The 22,970-nt window shown below is 66.4% G+C and carries 21 protein-coding genes and 4 pseudogenes; 23 read left to right on the plus strand and 2 right to left on the minus strand.

What is annotated here, in order from left to right:
- Together ADL12_RS34070 and ADL12_RS34075 are read left to right on the plus strand one after the other, a co-directional pair.
- Positions 1 to 252: pseudogene (locus ADL12_RS34070) on the plus strand (serine hydroxymethyltransferase); the annotation flags it as partial.
- Between the two features lie 85 nt (positions 253 to 337).
- Entirely contained in the window at positions 338 to 1,705 is a 1,368-nt protein-coding gene (locus ADL12_RS34075) for an L-serine ammonia-lyase (protein ID WP_062709419.1), read from the plus strand.
- A gap of 472 nt (positions 1,706 to 2,177) precedes the next feature.
- Here the strand turns inward: ADL12_RS34075 and ADL12_RS57035 are convergent, their stop codons facing one another.
- On the minus strand, positions 2,178 to 2,414 hold the full coding sequence (locus ADL12_RS57035; protein WP_107120089.1) for a hypothetical protein: 237 nt from the start codon (positions 2,412 to 2,414) through the stop codon (positions 2,178 to 2,180).
- Between ADL12_RS57035 and ADL12_RS57040 the strand changes: the two are divergent.
- Positions 2,364 to 3,973 (plus strand): annotated as a pseudogene (locus ADL12_RS57040) (3-deoxy-7-phosphoheptulonate synthase). The gene ADL12_RS57035 and the pseudogene ADL12_RS57040 sit on opposite strands and share 51 nt — an antisense overlap.
- On the opposite strand, the pseudogene ADL12_RS34090 reads toward ADL12_RS57040, so the two are convergent.
- Positions 3,942 to 4,889: pseudogene (locus ADL12_RS34090) on the minus strand (IS110 family RNA-guided transposase); the annotation flags it as partial. The pseudogenes ADL12_RS57040 and ADL12_RS34090 sit on opposite strands and share 32 nt — an antisense overlap.
- Before the next feature lie 319 nt (positions 4,890 to 5,208).
- On the opposite strand from ADL12_RS34090, the gene ADL12_RS34095 reads away from it, so the two are divergent.
- The 20 genes and pseudogenes from ADL12_RS34095 (at position 5,209) to ADL12_RS34175 (ending at position 22,905) form a co-directional block, all read left to right on the plus strand.
- The gene (locus ADL12_RS34095) at positions 5,209 to 5,982 is read left to right on the plus strand and encodes a D-sedoheptulose-7-phosphate isomerase (protein WP_159053368.1); all 774 of its coding nucleotides are present in this window, start codon (positions 5,209 to 5,211) and stop codon (positions 5,980 to 5,982) included.
- A complete protein-coding gene (locus ADL12_RS34100) occupies positions 5,979 to 6,521 on the plus strand; it encodes a D-glycero-alpha-D-manno-heptose-1,7-bisphosphate 7-phosphatase (protein WP_062709425.1) in 543 nt (180 codons plus the stop codon). Before ADL12_RS34095 ends, ADL12_RS34100 begins: the two co-directional genes overlap by 4 nt.
- 86 nt (positions 6,522 to 6,607) lie before the next feature.
- Positions 6,608 to 7,303 (plus strand): sugar phosphate nucleotidyltransferase, encoded by a 696-nt coding sequence (locus ADL12_RS34105; RefSeq protein WP_159053370.1) that lies wholly within the window; start codon positions 6,608 to 6,610, stop codon positions 7,301 to 7,303.
- A 206-nt stretch (positions 7,304 to 7,509) separates the two neighbouring features.
- Positions 7,510 to 8,289 (plus strand): GHMP family kinase ATP-binding protein, encoded by a 780-nt coding sequence (locus tag ADL12_RS34110; RefSeq protein ID WP_159053371.1) that lies wholly within the window; start codon positions 7,510 to 7,512, stop codon positions 8,287 to 8,289.
- A gap of 54 nt (positions 8,290 to 8,343) precedes the next feature.
- The gene (locus ADL12_RS34115; RefSeq protein WP_062709434.1) at positions 8,344 to 9,294 is read left to right on the plus strand and encodes an NAD-dependent epimerase/dehydratase family protein; all 951 of its coding nucleotides are present in this window, start codon (positions 8,344 to 8,346) and stop codon (positions 9,292 to 9,294) included.
- Between the two features lie 114 nt (positions 9,295 to 9,408).
- The gene (locus tag ADL12_RS34120; RefSeq protein WP_063806769.1) at positions 9,409 to 9,933 is read left to right on the plus strand and encodes an NUDIX hydrolase; all 525 of its coding nucleotides are present in this window, start codon (positions 9,409 to 9,411) and stop codon (positions 9,931 to 9,933) included.
- Positions 9,930 to 11,075, plus strand: a complete 1,146-nt coding sequence (locus tag ADL12_RS34125; RefSeq protein ID WP_062709438.1) for an ATP-grasp domain-containing protein — start codon at positions 9,930 to 9,932, stop codon at positions 11,073 to 11,075. The genes ADL12_RS34120 and ADL12_RS34125 overlap by 4 nt, the downstream gene beginning before the upstream one ends.
- Positions 11,072 to 12,280, plus strand: coding sequence for an MFS transporter (locus ADL12_RS34130; protein ID WP_062709441.1), 1,209 nt, complete (start codon positions 11,072 to 11,074; stop codon positions 12,278 to 12,280). Before ADL12_RS34125 ends, ADL12_RS34130 begins: the two co-directional genes overlap by 4 nt.
- A gap of 18 nt (positions 12,281 to 12,298) precedes the next feature.
- Positions 12,299 to 13,255 carry a peptidogalycan biosysnthesis protein gene (locus ADL12_RS53265; protein ID WP_107120090.1) on the plus strand — a complete coding sequence of 319 codons (957 nt, stop codon included), beginning with the start codon at positions 12,299 to 12,301 and terminating at the stop codon, positions 13,253 to 13,255.
- A gap of 34 nt (positions 13,256 to 13,289) precedes the next feature.
- Entirely contained in the window at positions 13,290 to 14,486 is a 1,197-nt protein-coding gene (locus ADL12_RS34140; RefSeq protein WP_062709445.1) for an argininosuccinate synthase-related protein, read from the plus strand.
- A complete protein-coding gene (locus ADL12_RS54385) occupies positions 14,483 to 14,815 on the plus strand; it encodes a hypothetical protein (protein ID WP_159053372.1) in 333 nt (110 codons plus the stop codon). The genes ADL12_RS34140 and ADL12_RS54385 overlap by 4 nt, the downstream gene beginning before the upstream one ends.
- Positions 14,812 to 16,008 carry an ATP-grasp domain-containing protein gene (locus ADL12_RS34145; RefSeq protein ID WP_159053373.1) on the plus strand — a complete coding sequence of 399 codons (1,197 nt, stop codon included), beginning with the start codon at positions 14,812 to 14,814 and terminating at the stop codon, positions 16,006 to 16,008. Before ADL12_RS54385 ends, ADL12_RS34145 begins: the two co-directional genes overlap by 4 nt.
- A 37-nt stretch (positions 16,009 to 16,045) precedes the next feature.
- Positions 16,046 to 16,141, plus strand: a pseudogene (locus ADL12_RS58855) (hypothetical protein); the annotation flags it as partial.
- Positions 16,142 to 16,218: 77 nt separating this feature from the next.
- Positions 16,219 to 16,695 carry a transposase gene (locus tag ADL12_RS57050; protein WP_062709452.1) on the plus strand — a complete coding sequence of 159 codons (477 nt, stop codon included), beginning with the start codon at positions 16,219 to 16,221 and terminating at the stop codon, positions 16,693 to 16,695.
- 688 nt (positions 16,696 to 17,383) lie between these two features.
- Complete coding sequence (locus ADL12_RS54390) at positions 17,384 to 17,728, plus strand: hypothetical protein (RefSeq protein ID WP_159053374.1); 345 nt, start codon at positions 17,384 to 17,386, stop codon at positions 17,726 to 17,728.
- A gap of 198 nt (positions 17,729 to 17,926) precedes the next feature.
- A complete protein-coding gene (locus ADL12_RS34155; RefSeq protein ID WP_062709455.1) occupies positions 17,927 to 19,060 on the plus strand; it encodes an acyl-CoA dehydrogenase family protein in 1,134 nt (377 codons plus the stop codon).
- Positions 19,061 to 19,411: 351 nt separating this feature from the next.
- Entirely contained in the window at positions 19,412 to 20,497 is a 1,086-nt protein-coding gene (locus tag ADL12_RS34160) for an SDR family oxidoreductase (protein ID WP_062709464.1), read from the plus strand.
- Entirely contained in the window at positions 20,494 to 21,822 is a 1,329-nt protein-coding gene (locus ADL12_RS34165; RefSeq protein ID WP_062709467.1) for an aspartate aminotransferase family protein, read from the plus strand. The genes ADL12_RS34160 and ADL12_RS34165 overlap by 4 nt, the downstream gene beginning before the upstream one ends.
- Before the next feature lie 50 nt (positions 21,823 to 21,872).
- Positions 21,873 to 22,352, plus strand: coding sequence for a type II toxin-antitoxin system RatA family toxin (locus ADL12_RS34170; protein ID WP_062709470.1), 480 nt, complete (start codon positions 21,873 to 21,875; stop codon positions 22,350 to 22,352).
- Complete coding sequence (locus tag ADL12_RS34175) at positions 22,345 to 22,905, plus strand: flavin reductase family protein (RefSeq protein WP_062709472.1); 561 nt, start codon at positions 22,345 to 22,347, stop codon at positions 22,903 to 22,905. The genes ADL12_RS34170 and ADL12_RS34175 overlap by 8 nt, the downstream gene beginning before the upstream one ends.
- Positions 22,906 to 22,970: the final 65 nt, after the last annotated feature.

The following is a 22,970-nucleotide window of genomic DNA, read 5'->3' on the forward strand; positions in this document are numbered from 1 at the left end:
CGTCTGCACGAGGTCGGCATCACGGTCAACCGCAACGCCGTCCCGAACGACCCGCGCCCGCCGATGGTGACGTCGGGCCTGCGCATCGGCACCCCGGCCCTGGCCACCCGTGGCTTCCAGGCCGAGGACTTCGCCGAGGTCGCGGACGTCATCGCCGAGGCGCTCAAGCCGTCGTACGACGCCGAGTCCCTCAAGGCCCGGGTCAAGGCACTGGCGGACAAGCACCCGCTGTACCCCGGTCTGAACAAGTAGTTCCTTTTCGTGGGGTGTCCCGCACACTCGTAGGTGAGCGGGACACCCCACCCCCTTGCACCACCCCCCGTATTGAGGAGTCCCCGTGGCCATCTCGGTCTTCGACCTGTTCTCGATCGGTATCGGCCCGTCCAGCTCCCACACCGTCGGCCCGATGCGCGCGGCACGCATGTTCGCCCGCCGCCTGCGCAACGAGGATCTGCTCGGCTCCGTCGCGTCGGTCCGCGCCGAGCTGTACGGCTCTCTCGGCGCCACCGGCCACGGCCACGGCACCCCCAAGGCGGTGCTGCTGGGCCTGGAGGGCGCCTCGCCGCGCACGGTGGACGTGGAGACGGCGGACGAGCGGGTCGAGAGGATCAAGTCGGAGGGCCGCCTGACGCTCCTCGGCGACCACGAGGTCGCCTTCGACTTCGACAAGGACCTCGTCCTGCACCGCCGCAAAGCGCTGCCGTACCACGCGAACGGCATGACGCTGTGGGCGTACGACGCGTCCGGGGCGGAGCTCCTGTCGAAGACCTACTACTCGGTGGGCGGCGGCTTCGTCGTCGACGAGGACGCGGTCGGCGCGGACCGCATCAAGCTGGACGACACGGTCCTGAAGTACCCCTTCCGCACGGGCGACGAGCTGCTGCGCCTGACGCAGGAGACGGGCCTGTCGATCGCGTCGCTGATGCTGGAGAACGAGCGGGCCTGGCGCACCGAGGCGGAGATCCGCGAGGGCCTGCTGGAGATATGGCGGGTGATGCGGGAGTGCGTGTCGCGGGGGATGTCGCGCGAGGGCATCCTGCCGGGCGGCCTCAAGGTCCGCCGCCGGGCGGCGAACACAGCCCGCAAGCTGCGCTCCGAGGGTGACGCCAAGGCGCTCGCCATGGAGTGGATCACGCTCTACGCGATGGCCGTGAACGAGGAGAACGCGGCGGGCGGCCGGGTCGTGACCGCACCGACCAACGGGGCCGCCGGCATCATCCCCGCCGTGCTCCACTACTACATCAACTTCGTGCCGGGCGCCGACGAGGACGGCGTGGTCCGCTTCCTGCTGGCCGCCGGCGCCATCGGCATGCTCTTCAAGGAGAACGCGTCCATCTCCGGCGCCGAGGTCGGCTGCCAGGGTGAGGTGGGCTCGGCCTGCTCGATGGCGGCGGGCGCTCTGGCGGAGGTGCTCGGCGGTTCCCCGGAACAGGTCGAGAACGCGGCCGAGATCGGCATGGAGCACAACCTCGGCCTGACCTGCGACCCGGTCGGCGGCCTCGTCCAGATCCCCTGCATCGAACGCAACGGCATGGCCGCGGTGAAGGCGGTCACGGCGGCGCGGATGGCGATGCGCGGGGACGGCTCGCACAAGGTGTCCCTGGACAAGGTCATCAAGACGATGAAGGACACCGGCGCCGACATGTCGGTGAAGTACAAGGAGACGGCTCGGGGCGGGTTGGCGGTCAACATCATCGAGTGCTGACGGGACAGGCCCTGACCAGCGCGTTCGTATCTCTCAGCACTGTCGGGGCCTTCCCTTCTTACGCGGCGGAAAGTCCCTGGAATCTCCCTGGGACTGACGTGAAAGTCCCTGAAAAGTCCCTGGGAAGTCCCACGAAAACAGGCGTCTGACCTGGTGGTTCGCGCTACCTACCAGTCCGCGGACCGCCTGGAGCGACGGCTGGCCAGCCTCTCCCCCACCTTCACGACGGCACAGGCGCGTCAGGCCCTGCTCTCCCCCGCGATCTGGCGTCCTTGGTCGCGGAAGGAGAGATAAAGGAGAGATAGACGAGCTGTTCCGTGGGGTGTACCGGCGGACAGACACTCCGGAAACCGCACACGCGCCTACTGGCCGTGTGCGGTGAGTCTGCCCTGACCCTGCATGAGCTGATCGACGACATCCCCGGAGCCGTACACATCGCCGTGTCGCGCGGTTCACGCCGCCCCACGATCTCCTACCCGCCGACCGTAGTGGCGCAGTACGCCTCGAAGACCTTCGCCCTCGGCGTCGAACGGTTCGACGCGATCGTCGTGTCGCCGGGGCCCGGCAGCCCTGACCGGGCCAGGGATTTCGGGATCAGCCGACAGGCGATCACGGACAGTGGTCTGCCGTCCTCGGTGTCTGCCTCGGCCACCAGGGCATCGCCCAGCTCTTCGGTGCAGCCGTCGGGCTCGCACCGGAGCCGATGCACGGCCGCGTCTCCGAGGTACGGCACACCGGCGCGGACGTCTTCAAAGGCCTGCCCTTCCCGTTCTCCGCTGTCCGCTACCACTCCCTGGCCGCCGACGACCTCCCCGACGAGCTGGAGCCCCTCGCCTGGAGCGACGACGGTGTCGTCATGGGGCTGCGGCACCGCGAGAAGCCCCCCTGGGGCGTCCAGTTCCATCCGGAGTCGATCGGCAGCCACTTCGGCCAGGAGATCCTGGCCAACTTCCGAGACCTGGCCCTCGCCCACCACCGCGCACGGCGGAGCGAACGGGCCGCCCCCTACGAGGTGCACGTGCGGCGCGTCCACATGCTGCCGGACGCCGAGGAGGTGCGCCGGACCTGCCTTCCCCCCACCGGCGCCACGTTCTGGTTGGACAGCAGTGCCGTCCTCCCGGGCTCCACACGCTTCTCGTTCCTCGGCGACGACCGCGGCCCGCTCGCCGAGTACGTCACCTACCGGGTCGCCGACGGTGTGGGGTCAGTCCGTCACCCCGACGGCAGGACGACGCGGACACAACAGTCCTTCTTCACCTACCTGGAGGAGCAGCTCGACCGCCGGCACATCCCCACACCGCCCGGTCTGGCGTTCGAGTTCAACCTTGGCTACGTCGGCTATCTCGGCTACGAGCTGGTGGACAACCTGCAGGGACTCGCCGCGATCATGCGGACCGGCAGCCGCTCACCCACCGTGGCCATCAGCAGGATCGCCGGCCAGTACGGCAAACCGAGGTCCTCGCCGTTCGAGACGGAGGACTCGGGCCGGCAGATGCCCAGTTACTGCGGCGACGCCGTGAACGACCCGGCGTTCGACCCGGTGGCACGCACTCCGCAACCGCGCCGGCTCCTCACCGCGTACGAATGCTCGCGGCTCGTCCTCGACGAGCTCCGTCGCTCCTGGTCGGGACGGCCGGTCCTGGAACGGGTGTACACCTCGCACGAGTTGCTGCTCCTGCCTTATGAACGGCCCCTGGTGAGGGAAGGCGCGCGCTGCGCGTACAGCGGATCCGCCCATTTCGGCTGGATCGGCGCCGGCCCGACGGCGCCAACGTGGCTCTCGCGCAGGCCGTGCACAACCCCGTCGGGTTGAAGCTGGGGCCGACAGTGTCGCCCGAGGACGCCGTCGCCCTGAGCCGGACGCTGAACCCGGAGCGCGTGCCCGGGCGGCTGACCTTCATCGTCCGCTTCGGTGCGAAGGACGTGGATCGGCTCCTGCCACCCGTAGTAGACGCGGTGGCCCGCCATGGCGCACCGATCGTCTGGCTCTGCGACCCCATGCACGGCAACGGTGTGCGGTTGTCCGGACAGAAGACCAGGCTGATCGAACCGATGCGGTCCGAGATCACCTCGTTCACCCGTGTGCTGCGGGAACGGGGGCAGTGGCCCGCCGGCCTCCACCTGCCGCTGACCCCGGACCCGGTCACCGAGTGCGTGTCGGAGCGCGAGGAGGAGCCGCGGTTCACGGACTACCGGTCCACCTGCGACCCGCGTCTGAACCCTGAGCAGTCGGCGGAGATGATCTCCCATTTCCTCGCGCTGCTCTAGCTGGGCCAGCGAAAGCCGCGAGCGCGTCCGGGCTCGCGAAGTCCGCGAGGTCGCTGCCGATCACGGCGAGGAACTCGGCGCCCAGCAGTGGACCGATGCCGGGCATGCCGGCCAGGACCTCGGCCAGCTCGTGGGCCCGGAATCTGGCCTCGATGAGCCGGTCGATTTCGGCGACCTTCTCGTTCAGGGCTTGGACCCCCTGGCCGAGCGTCCGAACGAGCTGGGCGATCACAGCCTCGCCAGGAACAGCGGTGTGCTGCCGCTCGGCGGCCTCCACTGCCTTCTTCGCCAACCCGTCCGGACCGCGGACTCCGCGAGTATGTAACCAACGGGTGAGTCGGGCGACCCCGAGACGCCGGAGGGCCGCGGGGGTCTGGTAGCCGACCAGCAGGACGAGTGGTCCGTCGTTGGTCAGCACCAACGCCCGTTCCAGAGCCCGGAACATGCCGGTCAGCGTGGAGCGAAGGCGGTTGACGGCCCGGGTGCGGTCGCGGACCAGGTCAGCGCGGCGGTTCGTCAGGAGCCGGAGCTCGATGATGGCCTCGTCGCTGGGCCGCAGCGACTGCAGGTCGCGACGGAGGCGGGCCTGGTCAGCGATGACCAGCGCGTCGCGGGCGTCGGTCTTGCCCTCACCGCGGTAGCCGTCACTGGCCCGGTTGGCCACACGGCCCGGAATGTAGAGGACTTCCTGACCGTGGTTGACCAGCAGGGCGAGTAACAGGGCGGGCTCACCGCCAGCCATGTCCACAGCCCAGGTCACCTGGTCGCCGAGGGCGAGTACGGCGTCAACGAGCTTGAGGAGATCCGGCTCGTCGTTGGCGACACGGCGGGAAAGCAGCCTTTCGCCACGTTCGTCGAGTACCAGGCAATGGTGGTGGGTCTTGCCGCTGTCGATGCCGGCCCAGATCCGGTTCATGGCGCTCCAGATGTCGTGCGGGCGGTTGATGCCGCGGACGACCTCGCCGACATGGCCTTACACAGCGATCTTCCTCGCATTTCCCAATCTGCGGCCGGGTCGTCGTGGGATGCCGGGCGGCCTAGCCACTCCAGCCACGAACGGCAGCCAACTAGAAGCCACACCCGGCACCCCTGGGCGGCCCAACCATACGAAGGGCTCGACCGTCCCGTCCCTGGAACGTAAGGCCAACTGAAGCACTCAGTCACATTTCTCAGGCGTGACCAAAATGATCAAGAGATGGTAAAGGAAATGCCCGATACAGGCAAAGCCTCCTTGGGTGACATCGCTCAAATCCGGACACTCCGAAGGCGAAGAATCCATCTATATGTTACCTAAATGGACAAACCCGCAAATATTTGATCTTGATCATTCCTGTGTGATCATGAAGGATCGCCGTGTTCATTTTTTGTTCATGCGGCGTTCAGTTCTGGTCAACTCTCAACGGGAGTGTCGAAACATGTCAGAGGTATCCAAATGCCTGCTCGAAGATTTCGCCGTGGAATTGATGGCATCCGTGTCCGCCGACACGCTCGAAATGCAGGATCTCGCTTTCGGCCTGCTGCGTGACGCGTATGATCGCGATTCCTCCGTTTTCGTCGTGGGCAACGGGGGCAGCGCCAGTAGCGCCTCACACTTCGTCTGCGACATCACCAAGAACGCAAAGCCTGAGCATGGGCGCGGTCTGCGTGCCACCTCCTTGACAGATATGTCGGTCCTGACTGCATATGCCAATGATGTTTCCTACGCAGAGGTTTTCAGCCGCCAGCTCGAATCACAGGCCAGGCCCGGTGACCTGCTCGTGGTGATCAGTGCGAGTGGTCGCTCGCCGAACATTGTTGAGGCCGTGAAGACGGCTCAGGCTCTCGGCATGCGCAGCATTGGACTGCTCGGTCACGACGGCGGCACGGTAGGACACCAGGTGGATGTGGCCGTGCTCGCCGACAGCGCGGACCCTGGCATCATCGAGACCGTTCATCTCGGCATGTGTCACGCGTTCACGCGCGCACTGAGGCAGCACACGGCGTCCGTTCCTGAGCTGGCCTCTGTTTGAAGCCGCTCAAGGCCGTTCTCCTTGACCGCGATGGGGTCCTCAACGTGAATCGGCAAGGCCATGTCCTCAGCCTGGCCGACTGGGAGTGGCTCCCGCAGGCGCTCCGCGCCTGCCGACGCCTGAGCGCTGCGGGACTGCGCCTCGCGGTCGTCACCAATCAAGCGGTCGTGGGGCGGGGCGTACTCGCCGAGGAGCAACTGCACGCCATCCATCGGCGCATGAAGGACGACCTCCTGACTGCCGGAGTTGCGGTCGACGAGGTCTGGTACTGCCCGCACGAAGCGACCGCCGGCTGTGCCTGTCGAAAGCCCGAGCCCGGACTACTGCTGCGCGCGCTGGCGTCCTTGGACGTCGGGCCGCACGAGGCCGTGATGGTGGGCGATCACAAGAGCGACCTGCTGGCCGCAGCCGCTGCCGGAGTCGCTTCGGTGCATGTGCGCACGGGGCGGGGAGCACCGCCGACGGGGGACATCCGCGGATATATCGGCTCGGTCCCTGACCTTGATGCAGCAGCCGTACTGCTGGCTGCCCTCGCGTAACGGCGTCGGCTATACGGCGCGGCATCCGGCCGACGGATCTCTTCTTACTGTTCGCAATGAAAAAAGACGGGGGTGGCATGTCTCAAGTGCCGATTCAAGTGGTGGTGTTGGCCGGTGGCAGGGCGACGCGATTGGGGAACCTGGCGCGCGCAACGCCCAAGGTATTGCAGTCCGTGGCCGGGCGGCCCTTCCTGGACCTCATGCTGACACCCCTCATCGAGCAAGGGTTTCGGCGTTTTCACTTCTGTCTGGGGCACCTCGCCGATCGCGTCCTCCAACACCTGGCGGACAGCCACGCGTCCATGGAAGCCACCACAACAGTCGAAACGTGTGCCCGCGGAACAGCCGGCGCCTTGGTGAATGCCCTGGACAGCCTCGACGACACGTTCTTGATCATCCTCGGCGACACCTACGCACCACTGGACTACACGGCGTTGGTCGATCAACTGCCACCCGATGCCGATGCGTTGGTGGCCGTCACGCAGTCCATCCCGGATGTCATGGCGAACATGGGGCTGCGTGACGGGCGAATCATCGAATACGACAAGTCGAACGGCGTGTCCAACGGTTACATCGACACCGGTATTGCGGTGGTACGGCGCAGCGCGATCGAGCGGTTCGCTCCCGCACAGGGCGAGAGCGATCTGGGGATCGTGTTCCGTTCACTCATCCAGCGCGGCCGCCTAGCTGGTGTGGATGTCGCCTCTCCCTGCTTCGACATAGGGACACCCAAGCGGCTTGGAACTCTTGAAGACTATGTGAGAGTGCACAGTTCATGCTGATAAGCAGCGCACCCCTGAGGATCTCCTTGGCGGGAGGAGGAACCGACCTCCCCAGCTACGCCCGCCTGCACGAGGGCGTCGTCCTGGGAGCGGCGATCGATCGGAGAGTAGCCGTCGTCGCCTCCACCTCGCGGACCACCGCGGCAACACGCGGTGCAGCCAGAGCGTGTCTGGACCAGTGCTGCCGGACCGCTGACCTGCCTGCCGTGGCAAATCCATACGCGCGGGCGGCCCTGGAACGGTACTGGGATCGGAATCCCCTGGAGATCGCCTCCATGGGCGACGTTCCACCGGGTACGGGCATGGGCAGTTCCGCAGCCTTCTGTGTCGCGATGGTGGGAGCGCTGTCTCCCCGGTCCGTCACCACACCGGTGCAGTTGGCCGAGGCTGCGGCGCAGATCGAAATGGGAGCTCTGGGGCGTCCCGTCGGCGGCCAGGACCACTACCTCTCGGCCTTGGGCGGGTTCCGCCTCATGCGGTTCCGCCGGGACGGCTCGACCGAGGTCGAGTCCGTCGAGGTGTCCGCCCGGACCCGGGCACGGCTCGACAAGGAACTGATGCTGTTCTACAGCGGTGTCACCAGGGACGCCGCAGTGATCCTCGCCGCCCAGGACAGCCACTCACGCGCCGAGAACGGCGACGTGCTGGAGCGGCTGCACGGCATCAAGGCCCTGACCACAGACATGCTGCAGGCGCTGACGAGCGGTGACTGCGATGCGGTGGGGTCCATCCTCCATACGCATTGGGAGCTCAAACAAGGGCTGAGCTCGAAGGTGTCGCTCAGCCGGATCGACACCTTCTACGCCGAGGCACGGGCCGCGGGGGCCACGGGCGGAAAGCTGCTCGGCGCCGGCGGAGGAGGTTACGTCCTGCTCCATGTGCCAGAAGCTGGACAGGCCGATGTACGCGCCCTGGCGCAGGCCCACTCCTTCATCGAGGAGCCCTTCCGCTTCGAACTGGCAGGACACCGGATCTCCCAGCCCTGAACGCCCCGCATCCCCGACATCAACGCGAACCGCCCCACACATGGAGAGCAACCCATGCCCCACACCCCTGCGCCCACTCTGGTCACCGGCGGTGCCGGCTTCATCGGCTCGTCGCTCGTCAGAGCGCTCCTCGACCAGGGCCACGTCGTCTCGGTAGTGGACCAGATTCCATGGAGCCGAGCAGAGCGCCTGCACGAACTCGCCACGCCTGGCCAACTCACTTATTACCAGGCGGACATACGCGATGCCGAGCAGCTGCGCACGTTCGCACCCGACCACAAAGTCATCTACCACCTGTCGTCCAACACCGAGAATCGTGCGGACCGCGCTGCTCGCACTGCGGACTTCGACATCACCACGGGCGGTACTGTCGCACTCTTGGAGGCCCTGGTCGGGCACACCGGCACCACTGTGGTCCTGACGTCAAGTCAGCTTGTGTACGGGCGGGCCCTCGACTCCACGCTTCTGGACGAAGAGACCACCGTGCCCCGCCCCACGAGCCGCTTCGCCGCCGGCAAGCTCGCCGCCGAGGCGTTCCTGCGCGCGTACGGCGACGAGCTCGGTCTGCGGACCGCCGTGTGCCGTCTGTCGAACATCATCGGCGGACAGATGCGACGCGGCATCGTCTACGACTTCGTCCAAAGGCTGGCCGACGACCCGCACACCATCACGGTGCTGGGGGACGGTCGGCAGGATCGCAGTTACCTCCACATCGACGACTGCGTGAGCGCGCTGATGACCGCCGCAGCCAGCGCCGACGCGAACTGCCCGGTGTTCAACGTCTCCAACCTCGACACCACGACCGCTGCCCAGGTCGCGCAGATCGTCGCGGAGGAGTTTCCCCACGGCCACCCCGCCATCTCATACACCGGCGGCGAGCGCGGCTGGAAGGGCGACATTCCCGTCCTGCGGGTCCGCCCGAACGCTCTCACCGACCGCGGTTGGAGCCCCATTCACTCGTCGAACGATGCTGTCCGCGTCACGGCCAAGTCCCTCTTCGCCTGATCGCCTGCCCACACCCTCGTAGCATCTGGAGCTCCTTTGCCGTCCGACCACGCCGTCCCTGCCAGCCCTTCTCACCTTCCCGTCGACCGCTGGCAGACCGGTACCAGCACGAACGTGTACTCCAGCAGATGGGTGTCGCTCGATCTCGTCGACGTCATGCCGCCCAACGGCCGGCAGTACCAGCACCACGTGATCGCCGTGCCGCCTGCCGTCGCCGTCGTACTGGTCCATCCGAAGCACGGTGTGCTGCTCTTGCACCGGCATCGCTTCATCACCGACACCGTCGGCTTCGAAGTGCCGGCCGGCGGGATCGATCCCGGCGAGACCGTCGAGGAGGCCGCGGCGCGCGAAGTCCTGGAGGAGACCGGCTGGAAGGTCACCACCACGCGCCACTTCTACACGGGCAACGCCTCCGACGGTGTGAGCACGCAGCAGTTCCACTTCGTCCTCGCCCGTGCCGCCGAGTACGTGGGGGAACCCGTCGACGCCCATGAGTCCAGCACGCGCCAGTGGTTCCCCCCCAGTGGTCTGGCTGAGCTCCTCAGGACAGGGCAGGTTCCCGGGTGCCTCAGCTCGGTGGCTCTCCTCTATGCCCTGCAGTTCGATCTGCTCGGAGGCACGGGGAGCGGGCAGCGATGAGCCCGGCGTTCCTGGCGACGCGGCCCGATCGGACGGACCTGATCGAGTCCGCCGGCACGGCCTTGAATCTGGGCATGCCGCAGATGCTCTTCGCCAAGCAGGACGGCGTCTCCTCCAGCTCGGCGGAACGACGGGCCGAAGCCCTCCGAGCGTTGCAGAGCGGAGGGGCGAAAGTGCTCCTCAACACTGCTGGCTACGACATCGAAGCCGTACGAGATGCCGAACTCGCCCTGGCCTGCAGGGACTTCGACGTCGTGTACGTCGGCCAGAACGTGCGCACGGCCCGTCTGTGCATGGACAAGGGCAGGACCCGAAACGTCCTCGCGGCAGCCGGAGTCCGCGTAGCGGCTGGTGAGTCCCACCGCACTGCGGAGAGCCTCACCGAAGCACTGAGCAGGGCGAAACGCCCGTCCTATCTCAAGCCCGACATTGGTGCCTCAGGTGAATTCAATCTGGTGGTGCACCCCGGCGAAATATTCGATGCCGCAGGGCTGCCCTTTCCGGTCCTGCGGGAAGACCTCCTGTCCGGGACCGAGATATCGGTGGACGTGATCTCTGACATGCGCGGAGACATCGCGTACCCGCCGATCCACAAGGGGCGTCTTGGCACTGTGCCCGAGCACCCCCGCAGCAAATTGAAGATCTGTCCATACCCCTGGAGCGCTGCCGATCACGATTCGATCCTGCGCACAGCGATCGCCGCTGCTCGGGCGGTGGGGAGCACCGCCGTCGCCAATGTGGATCTGGTGCTGCACGACGATGGAACGCTAACCGTGCTTGAGATCAACGCCAGATTCTCGGGATCCACTCGGATGCTGGCCACCGCCACATCGGTAAACCCCTACGAATTGCTGCTTGCGGGCGCTGTGACGGGCCACCGCCATTCTGGAAACATCGACACCGAGAGGACCGTACTGGAATTCCCGGGGTTCACCACTCCCGCACGAGTTCCCGACTTCGCGCGATTCACACCGTCATCGGCGCGGCACCCCTGGGCAGGCTCCGTCTCGTTGACCCTCGTCCCGTCCACTTCCGGACCTGAACTGAGCCGATTCATCGAGGACTGCGGCGCTCAGCGCTTCCTCGGAGACATCATGGCCGCTTCCGAGGAAAAAAACCAGCGTCGGCGGGTGCGCGCATGACGCAGCAAGAGACGCGGGCTTCTGACGCCCGCTTTATACGAATCCTTCTCGGCTCCACGGTCCTCACCAAGGTTGCCGACTGGCAGTTGGGCATCGTCATTCCACTGGCCGTTCTGGCCAAGACGGACTCTGTGGCCATGTCACTCGTCACCTTTGCCCTGCGGGGAGTCAGCTATTTCGCGTCCCCATTTCTCGGTTCCCTGATTGACAGGTTCGACAAGCGACGCGTCCTGGTCCTGGCGCAGTTGGAGCAGGCCTTCTGTCTGGTGCTCCTGTCCGCCTTCATCTCCAGCCCACTGATCGTCGGGCTGCTGGTGCTCTGCTCGGGCGTCGGCGGTGTCGCCAGCAGCATCAATGGGCAGTTCGTGCTCATCCCCAAGCTCATCAGTGAGCCCGCACGAGCCACGGCCGTGGCCAAGCTGAACTCGATGATCGAGTTCTCCAAGGTCATCGGACTGCTGGCCGGTGGAGCCGTCTTCTCCGCCGTGGGACCGACGTTGGCCTCCCTGTCCATCGCGGTTCTGTATCTCGCATCGGCGGCCGTAGCCATGTTCTTCCCTCCGGTGCCCGGGAGTGCCGAAAAAATTGAGCTGCGCCGCGACCTGACTCTCGGGTTCCGCTGGGTCGCACGGAAAGATGTTCTCTGGCTCGTCATCACCATGTCGATGACCAATATCGCTATTGGCCAGCTGGAGCCGGCCATGGTGACAGAATTCGGGCACCGCGGGGTGGAAGTAACTCGAATATCCATTCTCATGGCGCTCGGTCTTTTTGCCGGGGCCGTGGCCAGCAGGCTGGCGCCGAAACTGTTCGTCGGTTGGCAACTGGAGCGTCGAATCCTTGCCTGGCAGGTGATCGGCGTGGCATCCTTGGCGCTCATCGCGGTTCCCAGTACGCCCTTGAAAATCATTGGGTTCATGGTGGAGTGTTCCGCCGTTGCGGCCAGCAATGTTGCGTCCATCACCTATCGCCAGGAGATGATTCCGGTGGAGGTCGCGGGGCGCGCCAATGCGGCGATTCGAATGTTCATTACGGGTGCGGCACCCCTGTCCGGATTCCTCTTCGCCTGGGCCAGTCGCTTTGCGGGGTACACCTACTGGCTCCCCTCGCTGTCGATCTGGCTGACAGCGGTCGGGATCTGGGCGGTGTACGCGCGATCGGCAGGGCGGGCTGCCGGAAATATCGCCCCCGTAGCAGTCGGATAGCGCAAGGGCTGGAATGGAATGGAAATAAGGGAACGGGACGGCCTCGTCCTCGCGGTGGCAAGCAGCGAGGAGATCAAGGGGCAGGAATGGCTCGACCTTGATCGGTCCGTCGACATAGTGCGTCTGCGTGAGGGCGATCACCTCGGCGAAGACGAGCGGTCCCGGCACGGGTTCATCACTCGCCCACAGTGGGTCAACTGGTGGTGCCGCCTGGCAGACAGCGAGGCAGACTTTGTAGCAGATCTCACAGCAACCGAACGACGCAATATTCGCCTGGGCCGAAAGGCTATCCGCGACGATTCACTGCGAATCGAAGTTCGGGAATGTCTGACGGAGCGAACTCTGGATCAGTTCCTTACCGTCTACGACGAGCAAGTCTCCGGAATGCCGCGAGGAAAGAACTATGCGGCCAGGTTTCGCGATGAAATGCTCAGCAACAGCACGGAATATGTAACTGTCTGCACCTACTCGGGCACCTCTATGGAAGTCGGCTCCATCTGGTGGATGCGCCCGCATGAGTCAGTGCTGCAGATGCGGTTCTCGGCTGCACGTCCCGGTGCACGCTCGGGACGCGTCATGCGCACGGTCTATCTGGACGCACTGCAGTACGCCAGAGAGAACGGATACGCATACGGCTCCCTCGGCAACGACCCGTCGCTCTTCGGGCACATCGTGCAACCCGGTCTGTTCAATTTCAAGAGTCGGCTCGGATTCACCCCTGTGCCGGCCGGAACACTTGCGCCCCGGCTCGCCGGTGTGTTCACCGAGAAGGTTATGAGCCTCCGCTCACTCTCGGATCCCTCACTTGTCACGTCCCTCAGTGAAGAAGGAGCTGACCAAACTCCTTGGCCAAAGGCCATCGAGAACAAGAAGCTGGATCTGATCGTCCTCACAGGGGGTTCGAACGATGAATCCTCTTCCCGGAGTTTCCGTGCCGACGGATTCAACCGCAAGCACGTACTGACCGTTCGCTAGGTCGCCGCGTTCCATAGAAAGCCTGCAAATTACCATGAGCAAGACTTTGATTCGATCATTTCGGGAGATCACCGAAAGCGGTATCGACCTGCAACGCCCCATCGTGACGCTGTTCAGTGGCGGCCTGGACAGTTCCTACCTGCTGTACCGGTTGACGGAGGCAGGCGCCACGCAGGTGCACGCGGTCAGCGTGGGCCTCGGCGGCGATGAGAGCACGTCGCATGTGCAGCGCATCGCAGACGCGCTCGGAGTCAACCTGCGCATCGTGGACGCCCGTTCGGAGTTCGTCGACGAGTACGTGCGCCCGGCCATCGCGGCCGGCTCCGTGTATCTGGACACCCATCCCGTCAGCTCTTCGCTGAGTCGGCCGCTCATCGCCCGCATTGCCGTGAAGGCGGCGCGCGAGTTGGACTCGGCCGTGATCCTGCACACCGCGAACCGCTCGCAGAACACTCTGCGCCGCCTGAACGGTGCCTTGGAGTGCCTGGGTTTCGAAGGCCACTTCGGCAGCCCGTACGAGCTGGAACCCGTCGACCGCGAGATCAAGATCAAGGAGTTGCGGTCGATCGGACTCGACGAGATGGCCGAGCGCTCCGCGAGCGGGGACTCGAACCTGTGGTGCCGGGAATTCGAGTCGGGCGAACTCGATGATCCGGAATCGCATACGGTTCCGGAGCACTACTTCCGCTGGAGCGGCCATCGCGAGCCCGCAGTGTCTGTCGAAGAAGTCACGGTCGGCTTCCAAGCGGGTGTGCCGGTGTCCCTCGACGGATCTGAACTACCGCTCCAGGACATCATCGAGAAGCTCAATTGGAAGGTCGGCGTCCATGGGCTGGGCCGATACACCGGGTTGGAGCATCTCCCTGGCGACGTGAAGGTGCTGGAGATCCGCGAGATGCCCGCCGCGTGGCTCCTGCTGGCGTCGCGTCGCCACCTCGAGACGGCAACTCTTCAATCCGAGACCATCCGGGAGAAGCTGCACATGGAGCAGCTGTGGGTCCGAGAGGCCCTGGAAGGCCGGTGGTTCGGCGAACTCCGTACCGCCTGTCAAGCCTTCATCGACCGACTGGCCTCCACGGTCACGGGATCCGTTCGCTGGCGGCTGGCAGGCGGCCGCGCCGCCACGATTTCCATCGTCGCCGACGCACCCCGGTACGTGCGTAATCGTGAGGACTGGGAAGAGATGTCGATTCAGCGTGAAATCCGCCATTACGGAGACGGACAGTGGTGAGCCCACAGAGCCGCACCTCGGAGGAGACAGTAGTCATCATCGATGCGAGTGCAGAGACGGCCCACGAGGCACGAGAGCTGAGTTGCCGCACTTTTTTCGTCCAGCTGCCGGGATCCCCGGTGGACAGAATAGTCGGGGACTCTTCTGGGTACTACTCGGTCGACTTCTCTGCCCCTGCCTTCAGTGAATTCGTGAAGACAGTCCTGGTCCCCCTCGCCCCGAACTCTGTCATCTCCCGGACAGCAAAGGGGCGGGCAGCGGCCTCCGTTGCACACGCTGTCCTCGACGCCTGCAGGAACGGCGAACAGAGCAGAAAGGAGAGGAAGTGACCTCCGCACTCTTTCTCAACAAGCACCGCTACGAGCATTTTTACCGTCATGGGCGATCAATCCTGCCGTCATCGGAGGTCGATATCCACATGGTGACTCGCACCCGTGCACGCGGAGGTCTCAGCGGGTGGCATCAACACCCGCTCCCCCACGTGACCGTTTGTGACGACGATCTCGACAATTGGCGAGCAGTCTCCACTTGGATCATCCGCAACCACTCCGTCGGTCGGATCATCGCTGTCCATGAACGAGCGGTGCTGCTGGCAGCGGAACTGAGATCGGAATTCGACCTCCCAGGGATGAAGTTCGAGGTTGCCGAACTTTTCCGCGACAAATTTAAGATGAAGCGGGCGGTACGCGCCGCCGGCGCGGCAGATGTGCCGGAGTTCGCTGCGCTGAACACCGAGCGCGATCTGTACGCGCTCGACTGGTCAAGCAGCCGCAAGGTGATCAAGAGTCGACACGGCGTGGCCGCCAAAGACCTCTACATCGTCGATGGTCTCGCGGAGGCGCAGAGCGTTGTTCGTGGAATCGAACTCGCAGGTGGCGCGTACGAGATCGAAGAGTTCATCACCGGGCAGATCTACCACTGCGACTCAGTCGTCGTGGACGGCGAGATACGGTTCGCAAGCGTCGGCCGCTACCTTGCCGATCCTGCAAGCTACAGCCCGGGCGGCATGTTCGGCACCGTTCTGGTCCTGGAGGGAGAGTTGCAGAGAAGGATCAAGGAAGTCAGCGCCTCTGTCCTCAAGGCCCTCAAGATCCAAGACGGAACCACGCACCTCGAACTCTTTCACACCCCCGACGATCGTCTCGTGTTCTGCGAAGTCGCCGCCCGTCCTCCCGGCGGGATCATTCCGCCGGTAATTGAGCATCAGTACGGCTTCAACATTCTCGAGACACAGATCCGGATCGACGCGGGCCTCGATGCAGAACTCGAGACCTCGCAGATGTCCGAGGGTGCGTGTGGCTTCATCGCCTTCTACCCGGGGGGCCCGGATCGCGGAATTCCAGAAAGCTGTTTTGCGGACCTCGGTGTTGTGGAACACGAGAGCCATGCTGGAGCAGGAGACGGACATGGAGGGGTTCGATACTCGACGGACTTCCAGGACTCCTACGTTGTTCGAGCAGCGGACGAGGCGACGTTGGCGTCTCACATCGCCTCGATCGAATCCATGCGGCTGGCGGAATGAGGGGCACTGGCCCTGGCCGGGCTAAGAGGTCCTAAACTTGACTCTGTCGGGGATCGAGGACTTCGGCGGCTGGTACCCGCGCGACGGACGCCCCGGCATCTCGCCAGCCCAACTGGCCACCGTGTGTGTGCTGCAGTTCCTGCTCGGTCCGTCGGACCGGCAGGCTGCAGAAGCGGTCCGCTGCCGTATCGATTCAAGTACGCCCCGGCCATGGAGCTGGACGATCCCGGGTTCCACCACAGCGTGCTGGCCGACTTCCGCGAGCGCCTCACCCAGAACGACCTCGCCGTCCGTCTCCTTGACCTCGCGCTCGCGCGCCTCAAGGAGGCCGGACTCGTACGCGAGCGCACCACCCAGCGCACCGACTCCACCCACCGCCGGCAGGTCAACTGCCCCCAGGGCCAGGTCAGCGTGGGCTGGCACGGCCCCTACCCGACCTCCTCACCCACCGCTGCCCCGCTGATCGTGTCCCGATTCATCAAGAGCCAGTGCCGCCCCTGCTCGGTCCGCACCCAGTGCACCACCACCGCCGACAGCGCCCGGACCGTGGGCTTTCCCCCACGGGACCTCCGCGACCTGCAACTCCGCGTCCGCGCCAAGCAGCAGCCCCCCAACTGGAAGACCGCTACGCGCGGTCTGCTCCGGAAGCACCGTCAACGAGTTCGCCCACGGACACGGCGTGAGTAACTGCCGCTACCGAGGACAGCCGAAAACTCCCTGCAACAGATGTTCACAGCAATCGTCGCGAACATCGAACGCCTCAGCGGCCTCCCACCGACCGAGGAAACCCCCTCACCACGGCCACCAACCGCTTTCCAGACCTTCCTGGACCAGCACGACATCCCCCGGTCGAAGTCCTCGCGAAAACTGGGCGGTTGACCTCAACCGCTCCAAGATTCTCCGACAGATTCAAGCTGAGGCCGAGAAGATGGTTGGACCGGAAGCCAGCATGCTCCAGCAATGCCTCGCCAGGCACCACGGGGCCGCACTCGTATCCTCTGATCAGCACAGGACGCCATCCTTTCCAGTGCCCGGCAACCGCCCAAACGTAAGCAATTGACACGCGTGATTGTCAGGTGGGCACAACAATCGTTCCCCTCCATGCCTCCAGTTGCGCGGCTGAGTAGGAGGCGGTCTGCACTATGGCTGCACGCTTGGCCACCAAATGGCCACCATGTCATTCCGAACAGGCCGAGGGGGATCGACAGCGAGCCACAAAAGGCCAGTTCACAGCCGTGCAAAGCAGAATCACTACCGACCGCCAATCTCGAACCTACGCATTGCGATGCGTAGGCCTTGAACGTCCGATTGGCCCGAATCCCAAGGTCAGCGAAACGAAGAAACCCCAGGTCAGAGGCCCGACCTGGGGTTTACCATGGAGCCGCCTTCGGGATTCGAACCCGAGACCTACGCATTACGAGCACAGCGGGCCAGCGAAGCGATCGAACGCCTGCGTGGACGCAGAAAAACAGGCGTGTCACCTGTCGTCGGATACCTTGCAGGTAGCCGTCGACAAGAAGTCCCTGAAAAGTCCCTGGCCGTGACGCAAGTCGGGCTTGCCAAACTAAATCCGCAGGTCAAAGGCATGATCAAAAGCCGCCGACATGTCGGTGAAGTACAAGGAGACGGCGCGGGGCGGGCTGGCGGTCAACATCATCGAGTGCTGATGGAGTGGGCCCTGACCTGCGCGTTCGTGTTTTTCAGTCGCGTGGTGCCGTAGGGGCTGACGCCTCGTGATCCCTGCGGTATGCCGACCGCGTGAGGTATGCCCCGCGGGCCGAGAGCCCTGGTCTCGAAGAGCCCGGCGCGGCAGCCCAGGCACTCCGCCGCCCCGTCCCGCCCGAGGGGTCCCGGCAGTTCGTGCGTAAAGAGAGACGACGCTGCCGACGACACCTGAGGACAAGGAGCAGGGGACGACATGAGATTCCTGGAGCGCGAACGTGCGGCCCTCACCAAGCTGCTGCCCGGCCTCGACAACGGGCTCAGAGACGTGCCGCTGATGACACTGGAAGGGCCGAAGAGCCCGGGGATCCAGCTCTTCCGGGAATGCGGAGGGCCCGGGCTGCTGGCACCGACCGCCCTCCAGGGCAAGGGCGCCACGGCACTTGAGGCCCTCCGTGTCCAGCGCGCACTGGGCAGTCGTTCGCCCTCACTCGCGGTGGCGACGACCATGCACCACTTCTCCATGGCCACGCTCGTCGGGCTGAGCGACTCCGGTGAGGGACTGGAGTGGATGCTCGTGCAGGGCGTGGCGTCCGACAACCGCCTCCTGGCGTCCGGCTTCGCCGAAGGCCGCAGCGGTAGCGGCATCCTGTCACCGTCGATGTCCGCCACGGTGACCCCCGAGGGCGTACGGATCAGCGGGGTGAAGCGGCCGTGCAGCCTCGCCCGTTCCATGGACCTGCTCACCGCCAGCGTGATGGTGCCCTGCGAGGACGAGGACGGCCATGAGTTGGCGGTGGCCCTGGTCCCCGCCGACAGCGAGGGGCTGAGCGTCAGCGGCTTCTGGTCGAGCAGCTTCCTGGCCGGCGCCGAGAGCGACCAGGTCACCCTGGACGACGTACTGGTGCCACCGGAACTCCTCGTACGGACCGCCTCCCCGCCCGGAGCCCGCCTCGACGAGGTGCAGACCGTCGGACTTGTCTGGTTCGAGCTGCTGATGACCGGCAGCTATCTCGGTGCCGCGAGTGCCCTGGTGGAACGGGTGCTGCTCAACGACCGGGTGCCCGAGGCCGAACGAGTCCGGCTCTTCGTGGAGATCGAGGGCGCGACGGCGGCCGTCGAGGGCCTTGCCCGGCGAGTGGACGAGGGCACGCCCGATGAGTCCACGCTCGCCGACTCGCTCTGCGCACGCTACGCCGTGCAGGACGCTCTCGCCCGGATCGTCCCGCGATCCGTCGAACTCCTCGGCGGCCTCAACTTCATGACGTCGGACGAGGTGGGCTATCTCGCCGCCAGCGCCAACGGGCTCTCTCTGCACCCACCGTCCAGGTCACGGATGACGGGGCCGCTGTCGGCCTACCTCGCGGACGAGCCGCTGACCATCGCGTAGGCCCAAGGTGCCGGCCGCCGTGGGCTGGTCGCTCCCCCACTCTCGGCTTCGCTCGAGCGGGGGGACCCCCATCGCGGCGGAGCCGCACATCGATACAACCCCACGCCCCTGGAGAGGCGCGGTCGTCCCACCGTGCCGAGGGGGGACGCGGCGGGATGCGCGTCCGCAGCGTACGCCGACTCCCACCCACGCCCCCATCCACACCACCCCTTACGTCAGCGGCGACGGGCGTACATCCCAGAGCGGCCCCGCACCGGACACACGACCCCGGCCCCCACTCACCCCGGGGGCGTGGGGAACCACGCGACCAGCCACACACGACCCGCACCCACTACAGAGGGGAACACCACCATGCCCACACTCCTCCTCACCGGCGGCTCCGGAGTCCTGGGCCGCGCCCTCATCGACGAGCTCTCGCGGGACTCGAGGATCATCTGCCTACGCCACCGCACCCCGGTCAACGACCCCCGCGTCCGCGAGATCCAGGCCGACCTGACGAAGCCAGAACTCGGCCTGACACAAACGGACTTCAACCACCTGGCGGCCGAAGTGGACGTGGTCGTGCACTCCGCCGCCGCCACCAACTGGAAGGCAGAGCCCGAGGAGATCCGCCGAGCCAACCTCCACGGCACCGCCGCGATGCTCGACCTGTGCGCCCGGATCAACGCGCCGATGTACCACATGAGCACCGCCTTCGTCGCCAACCCACTGGCCCCGGAGGAACAGGAGCGCTTCCCCGGCGCCGCCGCCTACCTCGACTCCAAAACTGCGGCGGAGCAGCTGGTGCGCGACGCCCCGGTGCCGGGAGTGATCCTGCGCCCGTCGGTGGTGATGGGCGACTCCGTCACCGGCCGCATCGCCGGGATGCAGGGGCTGACTCGGGCCCTGGGTGCCATCGTCAAGGGCCAGGTACCGGTCCTGCCGGGCTCACCCGACGCGCGCATCGACATGGTGCCCCAGGACGTCGTGGCCCGGGCCGTGGGCGACCTGGTGCGCGGTGGGATCACGGACGGCGAGTACTGGCTGACAGCCGGCGCACACTCCCTGCTGCAACGCGAAGTGGTCGACACCTGCCTGGAGTTCGCCGAGCTGTACGGGCCCAGGCCACACCCGCCGCGGCTGATTCCGGTGGAGTCGGTGCACCGCCTGCTGCTGCCGCTGATCGAGGGCCCCACCTTCCCGGAGTCGCTGCGCCGCCGCTTCCACACGTACGCGGAACTGCTGCTGGTATTCCAGCGGGCGCTCCCCTTCGAGTCCTCCCTCGGATACCCCCACTGCGGCTCGGCCCTCACCAAGGACGCGCTCAGCCAGGCACTCGTCCGCAACCTGACCGCCTGGTCCACCGGCCCCGGCGGCATGCGTACGCGCCGGCGCACGCAACCGTCCCGACAAGGAGCCATCTCGGTGCAGCCGGAAACGCGGGAGCTCGCCTCGTGACCGCCCCCACGACCACCACCACCCCAGTCACCACCCCGGCCACCACCCCGGCAGCACCCGACACCGATCGCGCACCCATCGCCCGCCTCTACCGCGAGCACCTCTCAGCCGGCCGTGCCGTGCTGGGCACGGTGCTCGGCGGCATGCTGGAGACGGCGTCCGACGGTGCGTGGATCTCCACGGACGACGGCCGCCGTTTTCTCGACTTCGGCGGGTACGGGGTCTTCATCCTGGGGCATCGGCATCCCGCCGTGACCGCCGCCGTGCACCGCCAGGTGGATGCCCATCCGCTGGCGAGCCGGGTCTTCCTGGAGCCGGTCGCCGCCCGTGCGGCACAGGCGCTGGCCGCGCGGACTCCGGACGGCCTCGACCACGTCCACTTCGTCAACTCCGGGGCCGAGGCGACCGAAGCCGGCCTCAAACTGGCCCGGGCGCACGGGCACACCGCGCTCGTCAGCACCACCGGCGGCTACCACGGCAAGACCCTGGGCGCGCTGAGCGCCACCGCCAACCCGAAGTACCAGCTGCCCTTCCAGCCGCTGCTGCCGGACAGCACAGCGGTGCCCTACGGGGACGCGGACGCGATGGGGGCCGCACTCGCCCGGCTCGGCGACCGGGCCTGCGTGATCGTCGAGCCGGTGCAGGGCGAGGGAGGCGTACGCATCCCTCCGCCCGGCTATCTGGCGGCGGTGAGCCGGCTGTGCCGGACGTACGGGGCCTTCCTGATCGTCGACGAGATCCAGACGGGACTCGGGCGTCTTGGCACCTGGTGGGGCATGGACACGGACGCCGGTCCCGGCCTCCGGGATATCGAACGCCCGGCCCCTGACGTGCTCCTCGTCGGCAAGGGCCTCAGCGGCGGTGTGGTCCCGGTCGCGGCCATGGTCGCCACCGCGGCGGCCTACCACCCCTTCTCGCGCGACCCCTACCTGCACACCTCCACCTTCGCCGCCTCCCCCATCGCCTGTGCCGCCGCGCTGGCCGCGGTCGAGACGCTGGACAGGGAGGACATCGTCGACCGCGCCGCCACGCTGGGAGATCACCTGCTCTCGGGAGTACGGGCCGCCTGCGCCCCGTATTCGGGGAGTCTGGTGCGCGACGTGCGGGGGCGCGGGCTGTTGATCGGCCTGGAGTTCACGGCGGACCAGGCCGTCGGTGAGCTGATCCTCGAACTCGTCGGACGTGGCGTCCTGGTGAACCACTCCCTCAACGCCACCAGGGTCCTGCGGCTGACACCGCCGGCGATCGTCTCAGAGGAGGAGGTACGGCTGTTCCTGGGCGCCCTGGCCGAGGCACTGCGCGTCGTGGCGACGCGCGTCGGCTGACCGTTCGAGCGACCACTGAAGGTACGACAGCGGAAAGGTAACCCCCCCACATGCGTCACGTGAACGTACGGCTGACCGCTCATGACGTCGACCCCGAGACCGCGTACCAGCGAATCCGTGACTTCCGCCGCTACCCGGAGGTCACCGAGACCGTCCGCGAGGTCGCGGTCCATCCGCCCCATGCCGACGGCACGGTGGTGTCGGACTGGACCGTCAATTTCCGCAACGGTCTGATGCGCTGGACCGAGCGCGACGCCTTCTTCCCGGAACTCCTGAGCATCGGCTTCACCCAGCTCAGCGGCGACTTCGAGCGCTTCGAGGGCACCTGGCGGTGCGAGCCGGGCGAGGACGGCACGAGCGTGACCTTCGAGGCCGTGTTCGACCTGGGCATTCCGACGCTGGCCGAACTCCTCGACCCGGTGGCCGACTCGACGCTGCGCACCAACATCGAGCGGATCCTGCGCGGGCTGCTCGGCAGGGTCACGCCCGCCCCTGCCGAACTCCCCGACACGGCCGCCGCGCATGGCTGACCTCGCTCTCGTACCCCGGCAGCCGTCCGCCGCGGGATGGGACACCCTGCGGGACGAACCCGGTCCCGACACGGTCCGGTGTCTCGGCCTCTACGCCAAGCTCTCGGCCGGTGTCACCGTCGTCACCGCCCTGGACGCCACCGGCTGTCCCACCGGGATGACGGTCTCGGCCCTGACGTCCCTCTCGGCCCGGCCACCGCTGGTTCTCGCCTGTCTGCGCGGCGGTTCACGCACCCTGACCGCCCTGTGCGACCAAGGCGCCTTCGCCGTCAGCCTCTTGACGGCTCGTCAGAAGACTGTGGCCGAGCGCTTCGCCGATGCTTCCGTACCGCCTGCGAGGCGGTTCGACGGCATCCCCGTACGGCATGTGCTCGGGCTGCCGGTGCTCGCGGACGCGCTCGCCTGGTCGGTGTGCCTCGTCGAGGACATACGCCTCTACGGGGACCATCACGCCGTCGTCGGACGCGTGATGGCGGTCGACGTGAACGGCGGACGGCCGCTGCTCTGGCACGACCGCGCGTTCCACACGCTCACCGGAGCGCGCGAGGTCTGACCCCGCGCGCAGCCCCCAACGACGCCCGGCCGGGACTTCCCGGCCGGGCGTCTGACGCAGCTGCA

Source organism: Streptomyces regalis, assembly GCF_001509475.1.
Lineage (GTDB): Bacteria > Actinomycetota > Actinomycetes > Streptomycetales > Streptomycetaceae > Streptomyces > Streptomyces regalis.

What these genes read in the sequence shown, in the direction of transcription:
- ADL12_RS34155 (WP_062709455.1), top strand. Translation starts at nt 17,927, where the DNA reads ATGAGATTCCTGGAGCGCGAACGTGCGGCCCTCACCAAGCTGCTGCCC.
- ADL12_RS34130 (WP_062709441.1), top strand. Translation starts at nt 11,072, where the DNA reads ATGACGCAGCAAGAGACGCGGGCTTCTGACGCCCGCTTTATACGAATC.
- ADL12_RS34170 (WP_062709470.1), top strand. Translation starts at nt 21,873, where the DNA reads ATGCGTCACGTGAACGTACGGCTGACCGCTCATGACGTCGACCCCGAG.
- ADL12_RS34160 (WP_062709464.1), top strand. Translation starts at nt 19,412, where the DNA reads ATGCCCACACTCCTCCTCACCGGCGGCTCCGGAGTCCTGGGCCGCGCC.
- ADL12_RS34115 (WP_062709434.1), top strand. Translation starts at nt 8,344, where the DNA reads ATGCCCCACACCCCTGCGCCCACTCTGGTCACCGGCGGTGCCGGCTTC.
- ADL12_RS34175 (WP_062709472.1), top strand. Translation starts at nt 22,345, where the DNA reads ATGGCTGACCTCGCTCTCGTACCCCGGCAGCCGTCCGCCGCGGGATGG.
- ADL12_RS53265 (WP_107120090.1), top strand. Translation starts at nt 12,299, where the DNA reads ATGGAAATAAGGGAACGGGACGGCCTCGTCCTCGCGGTGGCAAGCAGC.
- ADL12_RS34140 (WP_062709445.1), top strand. Translation starts at nt 13,290, where the DNA reads ATGAGCAAGACTTTGATTCGATCATTTCGGGAGATCACCGAAAGCGGT.
- ADL12_RS34125 (WP_062709438.1), top strand. Translation starts at nt 9,930, where the DNA reads ATGAGCCCGGCGTTCCTGGCGACGCGGCCCGATCGGACGGACCTGATC.
- ADL12_RS54390 (WP_159053374.1), top strand. Translation starts at nt 17,384, where the DNA reads ATGGAGCCGCCTTCGGGATTCGAACCCGAGACCTACGCATTACGAGCA.
- ADL12_RS57050 (WP_062709452.1), top strand. Translation starts at nt 16,219, where the DNA reads ATGGAGCTGGACGATCCCGGGTTCCACCACAGCGTGCTGGCCGACTTC.